The organism is Brevibacillus sp. FSL K6-2834 (assembly GCF_038592925.1).
Taxonomy (GTDB): Bacteria; Bacillota; Bacilli; order Brevibacillales; family Brevibacillaceae; genus Brevibacillus; species Brevibacillus borstelensis.
On the sequence record NZ_CP151945.1, the window covers coordinates 3,554,238 to 3,568,538 of the forward strand.

The window sequence follows — 14,301 nt, forward strand, 5'->3', positions numbered from 1 at the left end:
TATTGATGATGAAAAAATGCATGCGATTACGATTGGAAATCCTGCATGTATGTACAAACAAAAAAGACCCGCTTCTGAAAGCGGATCTTTCTCATACGGATTATCTTCTCTTGGTTATTCGTCCGTAGCCCCCTACCTTCGTACGCGGCGGCGATTTGCTTCGGGGCGTGGAAAAGATCGACGACTTCTTGCTGGAGCTGCTGTCAGAAATGCTGCTGCCCTTGCTTGAGGTTCGGGTAATTTTTCCTTTCTTGCTCGAGCCTGAAGACGTATCCACCGGCTTCTTGGTGATGCTGCCCTCGGAGCCGACGGTCGTATCTTTTCCTTTCGCTCCCCGTTTGATGATGCTGCCGGTTCCCTGCGTTGTGATCGGCGGAGCCTTCTTTATCTCTTCTGCAGTAGGTGTACGGTACGTCCCTGACGGTTTGTACACTTCCTTGGTCGTGTAGCCCCGGTACGTACCCGGATAGCTTTTGTGGCCATCGAACAGATCACTCAGGATGCTTGCAAGGATGTACCCTTCGAGGAAGGACGGATTGTAGTTTTGTCGAACAAATTCCTTGCTGTCCACTTCGATGAGCGTATCTGAAGGCTTGGCCTCATCCTGCTGCAAATGATACCATTCATCCGAGTAGACCAGAAACATGTGTTTCTCGTCCTCTTTGGAGATTTCGTCCGGCTCTCTTTGCGCGGACAACTCCTTGGCCACTTCCGGCACCGTTTTATTTTCAGCGCGGTAAACGCGGGAGGTCTGGCTTCCGTCTTTGGAAATCACAGATTCCAGCGGATAGGTTTCACCTACTGATTGGGTGTTGCACCCTGACAAGGCAAGCAGCAACAGGGCCGGGACCAGGATGAGCTTGATCGCTTTATACAGTGCCTGTCGCATGTCTCTCCCCCTTTACGTCCCGCGAATAATCTGCACGTCGGCCGGCAGGATGCTCTCCCCTTCATACAGCATAATGCGTCCGTCTTGCCACTCGATTCTGAGCAGCCGCCGGTCATCTGATTGGAACTGCCAAATATGCTGCTCCCCCGAGGATTGGAACGCTGTGCTTCCCGTCGCCGTCACCTTTCCGGAAAATTGCTCCTCCAGATGGTAGGTGGCATCGTCCAATTCAATCGTGCTCGGGATTTCATCCACTGAATCCAGCCGCCCGTCAATGACGTCATATAGCTGATAAACCGTCCGCTCCCGCTCTTCAATCAAAAAGTAGCGCACTCGATTGCCATCCTGCAAAGTGAGCATCACAGCGTTCCGGTTGAGATTGCGGGTCTTGCCCGTCACTTGATAGGTCTCCAGCGAGACTTCGATGACATCTCCCGGTCCGATCGCAAGCAAGCTCTCTTCCTCATGAGGAGGCTCATGCTTGGCAAAGATGTTTTGGATTCTCTTCCATACACTCATTGGTGAACCCCTCTCAATCTAACCATTTACAGACAGGCCCCCAAAATCAATGCTCCAACGACATGAAAGGACCCGGCCAGGAGCGCATACGCTACCATTCCCTGCTGGGTGCCTTCATCCAGATCCAGGCCTGTAAACGTTTTTAACAGCCTTTCCACCACAAATTCCAAAATGAACAAGATGATAAAAGATACCACCGAGACGAGCAGCGCTTCCCACAGGTCATTGGATGTCGCAATCGACTGCGACAGAATGTATCCCTGTGCAAACAGCTTCATCACAAATCTCGTCGTGACGGCCACATTGCCTTTTTTCATTTCCGTCAAATCTTTGTATCTGGTAAACAAGGAATCTATCCACATGAGCACAAACAACAAGATAGCCCCTGCTCCCGTCCAAACGAGCATGGCGAGAATTTCTCTCCAGGCCACTGACAATCCCCCCACGCATCAAGTTCATTCAATCCGGAAAATCCCGTGCCTTCGTCTTTCCCTCGGCTCCAACCGTCTCTGCTGATAGAAAGCCGGCTTTGCCAAGCCTTGGCTGAACGCAGTGCCCAAGGGGACAAGGGCTTCAATAGTTGTACTATCGGTCCATTACGCATCATTTCGTTACTTCCTGCGACGAAAAAAGGGGGACCGCCCAGGCGGCTTACCCCTCGTATTTTTTCATCAGCGCAGCAAGCTCGTCTTCAACCTGCTGATCCTTGCTCAGTTTGGCAATTTCTTCGTCCAGAGAGGATTGTTTCTTGTACAGCTCTCCGCTCGCTTCCGCTTCTGCTTCCAGCTGCATCGCTTTTTCTTCCATGCGCTTCAGCCCGGCCATAGCAGTACTGGAGTCGAACCCGGACATCGATTGGTTGATTTGCTTTTGCGCTTTGGCGGCATTCACGCGTGCAGCCAATGTTTCCCGTTTGTTTTTCAGCTCGGTAATCTGCTTGCGCATTTCTTCCAGCTTTTCGCGCAGCATATCGGCAGCAGCCTTGTTTTGCTCATAGCTTGTTTTGTACTCGGCCATTTTTTGCTCGGCTGCTTTCTTTTCTTCCAGCGCGCGGCGAGCGAGGTCGATATTTTTCGCCTGCGCTGCGACATGGGCCTGCTCATCGCGTTTTTTCACCAGGGCTTCCTGCTCTTCATACAGTTGTTTGAATTTCTTTTCCAAAACGATCTGAGCAGCCACCGCTTTTTCCGCTTCCGCCAGGTCTTCCTGCATGTCACGCAGGTATTGGTCGGTCATTTTAATCGGATCTTCCGCTTTTTCTATAAGCGCATACAGATTGGACATGGTCAGGTCGCGAAGTCTTTTAAAAATGGACATAGGTCTTTTCCTCCTCGGATAAGGAACTTGGAAATACAACTTTAGACGCTGTACCTCTTTCTCTATATAGGTACGGATGAGTACAAAAGAAGTTTCAAAAAACGATAGGACTCAGGGCAGAGAAACTCTTTTCGCTCCCCGATCACCCATTCAAGGCTTCAGCGCCAGTATTACGAGTCCTGTTCGACCTTCACTCTTTTCTCCTCCTCGTCCCAAACCAGATAGGCGTCAAAACTCTCCTGTCCTTTTTTAAATCCCTTGATCTTGTTGCTTTTGCCCTGCTCCATCAGCTTCTTGGCATTGGTTTCGGTAATCTTCTTGCCCATGATCTGCTTGGAGATGGTCACGCTGCATTTTGTCTTTTGGTAGTTGCTGCAGCCGTAGAAATCTCCCTTGTCTACCAGATCTCCGCCGCATACCCGGCAGGCGGCCACCTTTTTGCCGAGTCTGAATCGCGAAGCCTGTTTGGGCAGGGCCTGGACATCGTAGTCCTGCAGGTTCCATTCCTTCGATTGCTCCACGGCGTCCTGGACGATCTTATGGGACAATTTTCGCACTTGCTCCATGAACGCCTGGGCAGACGCCTGTCCCTGGCCAATCTCGGCCAGACGCTGCTCCCAACGCGCCGTCATCTCGGCGGATGCCAGAATCTTGTCTCCAATCACTTCGATCAAGAGAATGCCTTTTTGCGTGGCAAACACCTGGTTCCGTTTTACCTCGATGTACTTGCGCTGCTTCAGCATGGCGATGATCCCGGCTCTGGTCGCTTCCGTCCCCAAGCCTTCCGTCTTCATCAGGACCTTTTCCAGCTCCTGGTTGTCCAAATGCTTGCCCGCCGTTTTCATCAAGGTGATCAACTGGCCTTCCGTGTATCGCTTGGGCGGCTGCGTCTTGCTCTCCTTTACCTTTACCTTGTGCACGCTGCCCTCTTCGCCCTCTGCAAGCGGCGGCAAAATCTCATCGTCGCCGTCCTTCTCCTGGTCAAACAACACGGTTCGCCAACCGGCACGCACCTGAACCTTTCCCTTGCTGACGAACTCTGCCCGTCCCTCCACCAGCGTCAGCACGGTCGTATAGTCAAATAATGCGCTCTCGCAGTGGGCGGCGATCAGCCTGCGCGCCACCAGGTCGTAAATTTTGCGCTCTTCATCAGGCAGCTTCGCGACGTTCGGCACCTGCTCCGTCGGGATGATCGCATAGTGGTCCGTCACTTTCTTCTGATTGACGTAGCGGCTGTTCCCTGCAAGCGATGTCTTGGGCGTCGGAAAATAGCCGCTGAACGCCGGCTGCTTTGCCAGCTTGGCGAGAATATCGGGAAAGGTCCGCGCCTCCTCCGTGGTGACGAAGCTGGAATCGGAGCGCGGGTAGGAAAGATATCCTTTCAGGTAGAGCTTCTGTGCCACTTCAAGCGTCTTTTGCGGCGAGAACTTGTAGAGCTTGTTGGCGGTTGCCTGCAATGCCGAGAGATTAAACAGATAGGGCGGCAAATACTCCTTCCGTTCCTGCTTCACCTCTTTTACAGAGGCTGACTTCCCGCGGCAAAAGGCGGCGATCCGCTCTGCCATCTCCGCCTGGTCGATGCGGGACTGCCCGTCCTTTTGCCAGACGCCCTCGTACTTCTTGCCATCGATCTGAAAAGTGGCCAGCACCTCCCAAAACGGTTCGGGCTTGAAGTTCGCGATTTCCTTTTCGCGCTTGACGACCAGCGCAAGTGTCGGGGTCTGAACCCTCCCCGCTGAAAATACATCGTTGATCCCCTTGTTCTTCAGCAGAATCGTGTAGACACGGGAGGCGTTCATGCCGATCAGCCAGTCGGCACAGGAGCGGCTGTAGGCTTCCTGATACAGGTTTTGCGTCTCCGTTTCGTCCAAAAGCGACTCGAAGCCCGCGACAACGGCCTTCTCGGTCAGAGAGGAAATCCACAAGCGCTTCATCGGTTTTTTCACGCCGCACTGTTCGATGATGGTCCTGACGATCAGCTCGCCTTCTCTCCCCGCATCACCGGCGTGGATAATTTCACGAACATCAGACCGTCTGAGGAGCTGCTTGATGATGGCAAACTGCTTGGCTTTGGACCGTGTCACCTGATGGCGAAACGTCTCCGGAATCAGCGGCAGGCTTTGCAGTGTCCATCTTTTCCAGGCTGGATTGTACGCTTCCGGGGGAACGAGCTCACAGATGTGGCCGATCGCCCATGTGACGAGCGCCCCCTGGGGAAACAGGCGATTGGGGGCGATCTCAAGAAATCCCTGCTTTTTTCTATGTGTAAAGGGGCCGGCCAGTTTCATGGCTTGGTCCGGCTTTTCTGCTATGACAACCTTCATTTCCTCGTTCTCCCTATGCTATTTGTACAGGTTTTGTTGAAAAGCTTGTTCCCGTTCATTTTACACTATCCGCTTCCCTCCTTGCGAGCGGATGGAAAGCACAAAAAGGGAGCAGTCTCCTGCCCCCGTTTCCCATATGCTCGTTATTCGCTTCTCGAATGCAGCCTCGGTCTATCCGGTCTGACCGTTGTCGGCTCCCGCTGAAGGCGGACTCGGCACCCACTGCTGCGGATTGACAATGTCGGGAGGCGGCATGTCTGCCGGCGCAGGCTGACCTTCACCTCCCGGAACAGGAACCGCACCACCTTGCCCTTCTCCCGGTGCAGTATTGACATCCGGCTGCATATCACCTGGGGGCTTCGGAGGCTGCGGACTCGTTTGCTGCTTGGTTGAGCCAGAGTCCGGCTTTGCGGACGGCGGCTTAGCCGGAGTTGCATGACTTCCGCTGCCGGTGGACGGTTTTGTTCCCCCGGAAGGCTTGCGGGGCTCCGCACGGGCTACCTCCGCGATCGCAGCGTCGTTCATCGCGATTTCGGATTGAGCGCCCCGCTCGCTTTGCAGAATGCGGCGGATCTCATTCATGTTTTCCCGCGGCCACAGCGTATACAGCAGGCGGGAATCCCACAGCGCCCCGTTGTCAAGCGAAACGATGTCTTTCGAGGAGAAATTGCTGAAATCCATGGCCAAGCCTTTGATTTGATCCTTCGACAAATCGGTTTTCACATGCTTGCCGGCTGTTTCCAAAACAGCCAGGGCCTTCGTCAGTCCATCAGCAGAGGTCATCTTGTCGGTAACGGCTTTGATCACCTCTTGCTGCCTCCTGTTCCGGTCGAAATCGCTTGAATCGTATTTGCTACCCCTTCTGTCTATACGATGGCGGACATAGCCGAGAGCCTGCTCGCCATTCAGCACCTGTTTGCCAGCTCTCAGCGTCCGGTAAACACCCCCGCGCGGCAATTCGTAGACCAGCTCGCGGTCGACAGTTACCTCGACTCCTCCCAATTTGTCGATAACGGCCTTGAAGCCTTCAAAATCAAGCAGGATATAGTGGTCGACCGGGATGCCAAACATGCTCTCCATCGTTTTTTTCAGGATGGTCACACCGTTTTCGGTCACAGGCTCTCCCTTTTTCTCCGCCTGCTGCCTCAGCCCTTCTCCAATGGCGAATACTCCGTTGATCTTGTGGTATTCCGGGTAGCCGGGCACCTTTACCCGCGTATCCCGCGGAATGGAGACCATGCTCACCTTCTTGTCATCCGGATCAGCGACAGCCAGCATGAGAACATCCGTATTCAGCATGCCGATGTTCTGGCGTGTATCCGTCCCGATGATCAGGATCGAAAGCGATTTGTTTTCTTCGTAATGCTGTTCGACTACGGGCTGATCCGGCAATTTGTACGGGTTCTCGGTTACCTCCGTCAGCGTGTCATCCAGCTTGGAGAGGACATATCCCCCGCCGATGATGGCTGCTAGCAGAAGCATGCTGCCGGTCAACACGAGCCACAGCTTGAGACCCTTTTTGCTCCGCTTGGTCCGCCTCTGCTTTGCCGTCGGCACTCCGTTCTTTTGTGTATTCCCCAACATCCAGTCACTCCCTCGAAAAGACAGAGAAATTTTTGTTCTTGTAAAATTATGTCTCATTCTACCATACCCGGGTCTATTTTTGTAAAACTTTGGTGAAGGCTGCTTGACGATGCCATTTTTTTCTCCTATTATGAAAATCACAATAGAGTTAGTCATTCAACTAACTAATCAATGTCAAGAGGGTGAGTGTATGGCCAAACCGAACGTCATCTCTCGTCAGGAATTGCTCCAATCTGCCCGTCAGGTAATCGCAAGCCACGGGATGCAGGCCCTTACCTTGAAAGCTGTGGCCGAGGGAGCAGGCGTTACCCAAGGAACGGTGTACTACCATTTTCGCAACAAAGAACAACTGCTTCTCGAGTTGATTAAAGAAATGTGTCAGGATTCCTGGCATGACCTTCTGGCAGATGCCGGCCAAGGCGAAGCCATTTTGGAAAAGGCGCTCGCTTCCGCCCGGAGCCGCTGTACCCATGATTCTCCGTATCATCGCGTCTATTTCTCCTTGATCGCTGCGGGTATCTATCAGGACTCATTGCGCAGCGAGCTGGCCCTGCTGCAGGACCAGGAAAATCAAGCGCTTGGCGAGATTGTCAAAAAATTCGCGGGGGAGCGTACACCTGTTGATATTCCAGCCGAACGCTGGGCCCCTCTGTTCAATGCGTGGATTGACGGACTCGCCTTGCAGGCGCTGCTGTCGCCCACCTTTGATGCCGATCAGGCGTATGCCGACCTCGCTCATGTCATTTCATTTCTTGTTGGAAGGAAAGGAGCCGAATCACGATGAAACTGTCAACACGCGAATGGGTCACTCCGGTTGTCTCCGGCGCAATAGTCTGGCTGCTGGTCACGTTATTTTTCCGTTACTTTGGCCATCACGTACTTGTCAGTGTGACACACGACCTGTTTTTCCCCGTCTTTCTCGGACTGGAAGCTGTCACGGCCATCGCTCTTTACTTGGTGGGCCTTTCCTACCACCTGATTGATCCATCAAAGTACGGCCTCGTCCGCTTCGGGATGCTTGGCACAGCCGTAGGACTAATGCTGGACAGCATCTCCCTTTCGAATCACACTCTCTTCTTCCCGCACATGAGTGATGAGCAGGTGCTTTCCTTCTCGGTCTGGGTGGTCTTTGCCTACGGGTTGTACATCTTGATCCCGGCCTGGCAGAACACTCTTGCACTCGCCCGTCGAAAGGGGTAGTCTAAAACTGTCTGGATCATCATAGAAAGCATATATATAGAGAGCGTTTGGCAGTCTCTTTTTGGAAAGGGGGACTCGTGTGGAACATGTTCAGGTACTTATCGCTGGCGGCGGCATAGCGGGAATGTCGGCCGCCATTTGGTGCGAACGGCTCGGGTTGTCCTGCATTCTGATCGAGAAAACGGATCGGTTGGGCGGCCAGCTGGCGCAAATCCACAATGAAATCTGGGATTTTCCTCCGCATATTTACGCGGACGGAACGAACCTTCTTGAAGAGCTGCAAAGTCATAAAGTGCTTCGAAGCCTGCAAGTCCGGTTTGGTGAAGCGCTGACCTCGGTCGATCCCACCAAGCGAAAGGTAACAACCACGCGGACGGCCTATCAGACAGACTATCTGATCGTTGCGACAGGCGTAAGCCCTAATCAGATTCCTGCCCTCGCGGATTGTTCCAAGGTACTGGCCCCCTGGTTTTCCACTACCGCCGAGGCGGAAGCAGTCACCGGAATGGACATCGCCGTCATCGGCGGAGGCGATCGTGCAGCGGAGAGCGCCTACAATCTGAGCCGCTATGCACGGACGGTTCACCTCTTGGTGAGAAGCGCCCACATGCGGGCCCGCTCCCAGTGGAGAGAACGACTTTCCACGCTTCCTTCGCTGACGATTCTGTGGGAAACGGAGGTCGCCGCTTGCTCGGAGCGGGATGGAAAAGCTGTTTTGTCCCTTCGCTCCTTTCGTCCGGATACGCCTTCAACAATAAGCGTCGATCGCATTTTGCCCAGAATTGGGGTTCACGGCAATGTTGACGGGTTAGACAGCCTTTTGGGAGAAGAAAATTCCCGCTATCTGCCGGCAGACAATTATCAGCAGGTCAAAGGGACAGAATGGATTTACGCGATCGGTGATGTCACCAACGGTGCGGATTATGGCAGCCTGTCTTTGGCGGCAGGTCAGGCGATGAAGGCAGTAAAGCACATTTCACTCCAACTGAAGGAGCAGTGAAGCATGCATGAATTCGTAGATGACTTCGGCTTCGCGGTTACCCTTACCTTTGATCCTGCCGTCTTTCGCCAGCGTACCGCCAAGCACGTCCTCGTCTTCCCCTTTTGGCAAGGAAAGCTGGTGTTTACCCGTCATCGGACGCGAGGGATTGAACTTCCCGGGGGAAAAGTCGAGCCCGGTGAAACAAGCCTGGCCGCCGCCGTCCGGGAGACCTTTGAAGAGACGGGTGCTGTCCTGGAAGCAATCGAGAGGATCGGTCAGTACACGGTTGGCGGTGAAATCGTAAAGGATATCTACATAGCCCGGGTGCTGCATCTTGCGGATCTCCCAACCGGAACCGATGTGGAAGAAGCCGTTTGGTTTGAGGAAATACCCGTAGCGGTAAAAGGGCAAAAACCGTTTAGCCGATATTTGTATGATGACGTCTATCCGTTGACGCTTGAGCAAGCAAGGCGCCATCCCTTTTCCGCGAATGTGAAAACATGAAGAGACAGGCATCTCCTTTAAAAAGGCGGATGCCTGTCAGCTTTTTTCCTTGTTTTTGGTCCCTTTGTTCTTTAACAAGGCGTCCATTAAATCGTTTGGATCGAATCCAAACCTTTTTATCGCTTCCACGCGTCGTTTGTCCTCTTCGCTCTCCCGATGGATGCCAAGAATCTCCGCTACCTGCTCCATCGCCTTTGTCTCTTTGGCGCTTTCCTCCTCTTCTTCCGACGGCTGCTCCGAGGCAGCATCCCCTGCTTGCTTCGGTTTCAAGAAGAAGATCGCCACCACCCCAAATAGTGCAGCCAGCCCCGCAATCGAGAGGAACATCACGCTTCTTGACCTATCCAAAAGCCAGGTAAACACAGGCGGTCCGACGGCTACACCGATAAAACGGACACCGCTGTACAAAGAGGTTATCATGCCCCGCTCTGACTTCTTTACAGCCCCGATGATCATACTGTTCAGGCAGGGCAGGATTAATCCCGTACCGACACTTCCAATGATAAGAACGCCCGTCAATACATAAGCACCTTTTACAAAATTGGCGATAACGTAGGAAGTGGCAAGCAGGAACATCCCGATGATGACAAAGAGGCGCATGAGCCCTAGTTTTTTCTTGATAATCAATCCGGTGATGTACGCTGTGATGCTCATCACCAAAAGGGGAACCGCCAAAAATGCGCCTTTCAAGAGCCCGTCGATTTTATACTTTTCTTCCAGGAGGTCGGACAGATAGAACAAGACCCCGAAAAGCGTAAACAGACAGATGCTCCCGATAAAAAAGGCCGGAATCAACCAGCGCCCATGCTGCCGAAAGACTTGCCCAATCGACTGCAGATATTGGCGAACCGGCATCGGCTGTTTTTCCTGTTTTTTCTCCTTGGTAAAAAACAGAAACAGCAGCAAAACCACTCCGCAAATAATGGGAAAAGCCAAGAACACCATATACCACGCAATCATCGCCAGGAGCGAGCCGAAAACCGGACTGAGGACTTTCCCAAGCCCGTTGGACGTCTCCATCAAGCCAAGCGCCCGGCTTTCCGAGGCGCCTTTGAACAAATCTCCGGCCATCGCCATCGCGATCGGAGCTGTTCCTGCCGCTCCAACCCCCTGCATTACGCGACCCAGCATGATAAGCATGTACGGATTGTCCCACCAGAGCGATGCCAGACCGGCCACCAAGCCGCCTGCGCCATAGAGGATGAGCGACAGGATAATGACGATCTTGCGTCCGAACCGGTCTGACAAATAGCCCGCAAGCGGAATGACAATTCCCGCAGAGATCGAAAAAGCAGTGATCAGCAAGCTCGTCTGCAAGGCAGTCAGATCCATTTTGGATTTCATCGTGGGCAATACAGGGATGAGCATTGAATTGCCCAGCACCATGACCAGCGGGATGCCGGTTAAACCAACCAGATTTTTTGTGTTTTGCGCCATGTCCAATCTCCCCGTATTTACACGTATGCGCTGCCGTCCCAGCGCAATGCGTTTATAATTCTCCAATCCGGTTCAACACCAATACCGATGCCATCAGGGACGACAGCCAGTCCTCCCTGAAGCTTTATTGGGAATAATTCCGTAAACGGATTCTCCATGACGTCCCATTCGACAGGCTCAATTTTGTCTCCGTCCATTTTGCTCCAGGCCGGCAAGCAAGCTTGTGAGCAGATGGCATAAAGACGGGCCAGGGAGCCGTCGTAAACATGGGGGGAAACCCGATGCCCAAAATTTCGGCCCATCGTCAGGTTCTCCCGATAGCTGTCTATGCCTTCCGAATGAACGGGGTCAGGTTGAATCAAGTCAACAGCCCCATTTTTTAACAGATGTAAAAATTGATTACATCTAATCAAATTCTCCCCGCCTGCCAAAGGAACCGAAAGAGCTGCACGAAGCTTCACATACTCCTCGGTCCTTTCCATCGGCATCGGCTCTTCCATCCATAACCAATTTCCATAGCGAGAAAAAACTTGCTCCCACTTGCGGGCAGTCGCCAGATCATAGCTTTGGTTTGCATCCAGAGCCACCTGAACACTTTCCGGAATGGAGGCCTTCAGTCGTTCAATATGCCTCCGGTCCTCCTGCCAGCACCTGCCTCCGACTTTCACTTTGACCATGCGAAAACCGTTGTGAATCTGGGCTTCGACGAGGCGGACTGAATGGAGCGGCCAGTCTTCTCTATCGCTGTACGATTGAAACGAGGCGTAAACCGGAATAGAGCTATGCAAGGCACCTCCCCACAGTTCGCACAGTGACAAGCCTGCCTCTTTTGCCACAATTTCAGTCAGAGCCATGCTCACCGCCACGGCAGCACGCTGGTGCCATTTTGCGATGGTGGAGACGATTGACAACCGGTCTGGCGCCCGCTTTCCAAGCAAATAAGGAATGATCCTCTCGGAAAAGCCTTTTTCCAGTGTGGGCAGCCAGTCAACCGCTTCACCCCAGCCTTCGGTGCCGGAGTTGGTAATGATCCTGATCAGGAAACAGGTCCGGTATTTTTTGTACCCATTTGCGTCCCCATACGGCTGCCCAAGCGTGTAGAGCAAGGGATACGTCTCAACGCGTGCGATCTGCATGAAAGTCCTCCTGATTTACATCAAATCATTTCGCCCTTCCCGCTCCGCTCTTTCTTCCAAGGCATCTTCATAATTCAAGAACTGCCCTTTTCCTTCGCCTTTGCGCATATACTCTTCATACGTTCCGCTGCGCATGAATTTGACGCTGTCCGGCCCGTGATAGCCGTGAATATCCGTATATCCGATTTCCTCCACAGCCTCGACAAACCCGTCTGGCTCGTCGCTTTCTATATACATTTCCTTGTAGTCGGTTTTGTCATTATCCACGAAGGAAAACGGCGTGCTGGAGGTTCCCCACGCCTCGACGATTTGCCAGGCATCCTCGCCGTCGAAGCCGTTTTGTCCCTCTTTTTCATCCAGAGAAGTCCGCCCAAATGGCGGCTGGAGGAATTCTTCTTCGATTGGACGCGATTCGTTGAGGTTCGGAGCAGGTGCATGTTCCTTGCACGTCTGGGCTTGAGGCAACGCTTCCAGACGCTCCTCCGGTATGTCCTGTCCGCATACCGTACAGATGCCGTATGTGCCTTCCTCCATTCTGCTCAGCGCCTGATCGATTTCCTTTAGTGTTTCCCTGTCCAAGCTGTCCAGGGCAAGATCCTTTTCCCGCTCAAACATTTCGCTGCCGATATCGGCCGGGTGGTTATCGTACATGGAAAATTCCTGTAGGGAAGTAGACATCGGTTCGCGCATTCCATAGTGGTCCTGCACCCGATCCTCCAGTTCCTTCTTCTGCTCCAGAAGTCTTACCCTGAAGCGCGCCAGCTTCTGCTCGTCCACGTATGACACCGTCCTTCCTTTGTTATCTCTGAAGGGTAGTATGTCTATTCGCTGTTCAAATTAACCCCGGCCGCAAATACGCCAACCGTATCAAGGTAAAGGTCATGGAGAAAAAAACACTATTCGGAGGGATAAATCGAGTAGGAGGGGGCGACTAACCCCCGTCCTCTCACACCACCGTACGTACCGTTCGGTATACGGCGGTTCACCAAGCTTGACGAATTTGAGAATATCGTTGCACTAAGCTTTTCAGCCCTTGTTGTTGCCAGTAGGCAATGCCGAGGGCTTTGTGTATATGCGGAGACTTTGTGGTACGCCATGCACCCTTGCGGGTATTTGCAATTTCAATGGCTTTTACGTGAGATATGCCAAGAGAACGAAGTTCTCGATATCTGGTTCTCACGCGTTTCCACTGCATCCACAAACAAAGACGGAGCCTGCGCCTTGTCCATTCCTCAATGGATTGTAGAATGCCCTTCGCGTCTGCAAGGGCGAAATATCCAATCCAGCCCATGAGGTACTGATTTATTCTTTCAATCCGCTTCTCCATCGAGATGCTCCACACCGGATTCGTGATCGTGCGGATTTTCTCTTTTAGCTTGAGGAGGGATTTGGGGTGGATGCGAATCCTTGTCTGTTTTGCAAAGGTAAAACTAAAGCCCAAGAATTTTCGTTTCCATGGTCGGTCTATCGCGCTTTTCTCCTCATTTACTTTTAGCCTTAGTACCTTCTCCAAGTGGTTTTGAATACTCTTCTTTACTCGTTCCCCTGCCCGTTTTGTTTTCACGTAGATATTACAATCGTCTGCGTAGCGGCAGAAACGGTGGCCTCTCTTTTCGAGTTCCTTGTCCAAATCATCAAGTAGGATATTTGCCAAAAGTGGGCTTAACGGCCCACCTTGCGGTGTTCCTTCACTTGATGTTGTACAGACGCCATTTATCATGATCCCCGCATTCAAGTAGGAACGAATCAGTCTTAAAATTCTCTTGTCCTGAACTTTTCGAGCCACACGGCTCATTAGAATATCATGATTTACGCGATCAAAGAATTTCTCTAGATCGATGTCCACCACGAAACGATATCCTTCGGAGATATACGCTTGCGCTTTCCTTACTGCCATGTGAGCGCTACGTTTTGGACGGAACCCATAGCTAGATTCCGAGAAGGTGGGGTCGAAGATCGGCGTTAACACTTGGAGGATGGCCTGCTGAATAAAGCGGTCTACCACGGTGGGAATGCCTAATAACCTTACACCACCGTCAGGTTTCGGGATTTCGACTCTGCGAACAGGTGAAGGTCTATAGGTTCCCCTTTCCATCTTCTCGCGGATGGCTTGCCAGTGTTCACGTAGATAATCGCGTAGTTGTTCGGTTGAAACACCATCGACTCCACCGACACCTTTGTTTTCCTCCACTCGTTGGAGTGCCATCCGTAAGTTTTCCCGTGATAAGACTTTTTCCAGCAAATCCATAATGATGTTCCTTCCTTCGCACATGCGGACTCCGTGCTTGCTGTACGATACTCAGCCCTCTTTTGTACCCTCGGGGCTTCACCCCTGCTCTTCAAAAGTAGTTCCTTGACAGAATTCTGCTTCGACGTACCGTATCAAAAGACATGGATCGCATGCTGACT

At 52.4% G+C, this 14,301-nt stretch carries 14 protein-coding genes; 4 read left to right on the plus strand and 10 right to left on the minus strand.

Features of this window, described 5'->3' with window-relative positions; translation table 11 throughout:
- Positions 1 to 100: 100 nt before the first annotated feature.
- From NST96_RS17610 to NST96_RS17635, 6 genes are all read right to left on the minus strand, one after another.
- A complete protein-coding gene (locus tag NST96_RS17610; RefSeq protein WP_003386217.1) occupies positions 101 to 889 on the minus strand; it encodes a DUF4247 domain-containing protein in 789 nt (262 codons plus the stop codon).
- A 12-nt stretch (positions 890 to 901) separates the two neighbouring features.
- Positions 902 to 1,408 carry a DUF4178 domain-containing protein gene (locus NST96_RS17615; protein ID WP_003386218.1) on the minus strand — a complete coding sequence of 169 codons (507 nt, stop codon included), beginning with the start codon at positions 1,406 to 1,408 and terminating at the stop codon, positions 902 to 904.
- Between the two features lie 26 nt (positions 1,409 to 1,434).
- The gene (locus NST96_RS17620) at positions 1,435 to 1,839 is read right to left on the minus strand and encodes a DUF350 domain-containing protein (RefSeq protein WP_003386219.1); all 405 of its coding nucleotides are present in this window, start codon (positions 1,837 to 1,839) and stop codon (positions 1,435 to 1,437) included.
- A 220-nt stretch (positions 1,840 to 2,059) separates the two neighbouring features.
- Positions 2,060 to 2,725: a PspA/IM30 family protein gene (locus NST96_RS17625; protein WP_024984277.1), complete on the minus strand. Its 666-nt coding sequence runs from the start codon at positions 2,723 to 2,725 to the stop codon at positions 2,060 to 2,062.
- Between the two features lie 170 nt (positions 2,726 to 2,895).
- Positions 2,896 to 5,049 carry a DNA topoisomerase III gene (locus NST96_RS17630; protein ID WP_003386221.1) on the minus strand — a complete coding sequence of 718 codons (2,154 nt, stop codon included), beginning with the start codon at positions 5,047 to 5,049 and terminating at the stop codon, positions 2,896 to 2,898.
- Between the two features lie 171 nt (positions 5,050 to 5,220).
- Positions 5,221 to 6,633 (minus strand): LCP family protein, encoded by a 1,413-nt coding sequence (locus tag NST96_RS17635; protein WP_243014800.1) that lies wholly within the window; start codon positions 6,631 to 6,633, stop codon positions 5,221 to 5,223.
- Between the two features lie 190 nt (positions 6,634 to 6,823).
- Between NST96_RS17635 and NST96_RS17640 the strand changes: the two genes are divergently transcribed.
- From NST96_RS17640 to NST96_RS17655, 4 genes are all read left to right on the plus strand, one after another.
- Positions 6,824 to 7,417: a TetR/AcrR family transcriptional regulator gene (locus NST96_RS17640; protein ID WP_003386224.1), complete on the plus strand. Its 594-nt coding sequence runs from the start codon at positions 6,824 to 6,826 to the stop codon at positions 7,415 to 7,417.
- A complete protein-coding gene (locus NST96_RS17645; RefSeq protein WP_003386225.1) occupies positions 7,414 to 7,833 on the plus strand; it encodes a hypothetical protein in 420 nt (139 codons plus the stop codon). The genes NST96_RS17640 and NST96_RS17645 overlap by 4 nt, the downstream gene beginning before the upstream one ends.
- Positions 7,834 to 7,912: 79 nt before the next feature.
- Positions 7,913 to 8,833, plus strand: a complete 921-nt coding sequence (locus NST96_RS17650) for an NAD(P)/FAD-dependent oxidoreductase (protein ID WP_003386226.1) — start codon at positions 7,913 to 7,915, stop codon at positions 8,831 to 8,833.
- A 3-nt stretch (positions 8,834 to 8,836) separates the two neighbouring features.
- On the plus strand, positions 8,837 to 9,319 hold the full coding sequence (locus NST96_RS17655) for an NUDIX domain-containing protein (RefSeq protein ID WP_003386227.1): 483 nt from the start codon (positions 8,837 to 8,839) through the stop codon (positions 9,317 to 9,319).
- 36 nt (positions 9,320 to 9,355) lie between these two features.
- Here the strand turns inward: NST96_RS17655 and NST96_RS17660 are convergent, their stop codons facing one another.
- The 4 genes from NST96_RS17660 to ltrA form a co-directional block, all read right to left on the minus strand.
- Complete coding sequence (locus NST96_RS17660; protein ID WP_031932816.1) at positions 9,356 to 10,756, minus strand: MFS transporter; 1,401 nt, start codon at positions 10,754 to 10,756, stop codon at positions 9,356 to 9,358.
- 17 nt (positions 10,757 to 10,773) lie between these two features.
- The gene (locus NST96_RS17665; RefSeq protein WP_243014799.1) at positions 10,774 to 11,892 is read right to left on the minus strand and encodes a mandelate racemase/muconate lactonizing enzyme family protein; all 1,119 of its coding nucleotides are present in this window, start codon (positions 11,890 to 11,892) and stop codon (positions 10,774 to 10,776) included.
- Positions 11,893 to 11,907: 15 nt separating this feature from the next.
- Entirely contained in the window at positions 11,908 to 12,669 is a 762-nt protein-coding gene (locus NST96_RS17670) for a TraR/DksA C4-type zinc finger protein (protein ID WP_003386231.1), read from the minus strand.
- A 205-nt stretch (positions 12,670 to 12,874) separates the two neighbouring features.
- On the minus strand, positions 12,875 to 14,140 hold the full coding sequence (gene ltrA / locus NST96_RS17675) for a group II intron reverse transcriptase/maturase (RefSeq protein WP_024985202.1): 1,266 nt from the start codon (positions 14,138 to 14,140) through the stop codon (positions 12,875 to 12,877).
- Positions 14,141 to 14,301: the final 161 nt, after the last annotated feature.

Excerpts from the sequence above, each read along its gene's own strand:
- NST96_RS17610 (WP_003386217.1), bottom strand. The coding sequence starts at position 889 with ATGCGACAGGCACTGTATAAAGCGATCAAGCTCATCCTGGTCCCGGCC.
- NST96_RS17615 (WP_003386218.1), bottom strand. The coding sequence starts at position 1,408 with ATGAGTGTATGGAAGAGAATCCAAAACATCTTTGCCAAGCATGAGCCT.
- NST96_RS17625 (WP_024984277.1), bottom strand. The coding sequence starts at position 2,725 with ATGTCCATTTTTAAAAGACTTCGCGACCTGACCATGTCCAATCTGTAT.
- NST96_RS17630 (WP_003386221.1), bottom strand. The coding sequence starts at position 5,049 with ATGAAGGTTGTCATAGCAGAAAAGCCGGACCAAGCCATGAAACTGGCC.
- NST96_RS17635 (WP_243014800.1), bottom strand. The coding sequence starts at position 6,633 with ATGTTGGGGAATACACAAAAGAACGGAGTGCCGACGGCAAAGCAGAGG.
- NST96_RS17640 (WP_003386224.1), top strand. The coding sequence starts at position 6,824 with ATGGCCAAACCGAACGTCATCTCTCGTCAGGAATTGCTCCAATCTGCC.
- NST96_RS17645 (WP_003386225.1), top strand. The coding sequence starts at position 7,414 with ATGAAACTGTCAACACGCGAATGGGTCACTCCGGTTGTCTCCGGCGCA.
- NST96_RS17655 (WP_003386227.1), top strand. The coding sequence starts at position 8,837 with ATGCATGAATTCGTAGATGACTTCGGCTTCGCGGTTACCCTTACCTTT.
- NST96_RS17660 (WP_031932816.1), bottom strand. The coding sequence starts at position 10,756 with ATGGCGCAAAACACAAAAAATCTGGTTGGTTTAACCGGCATCCCGCTG.
- NST96_RS17665 (WP_243014799.1), bottom strand. The coding sequence starts at position 11,892 with ATGCAGATCGCACGCGTTGAGACGTATCCCTTGCTCTACACGCTTGGG.
- ltrA (WP_024985202.1), bottom strand. The coding sequence starts at position 14,140 with ATGGATTTGCTGGAAAAAGTCTTATCACGGGAAAACTTACGGATGGCA.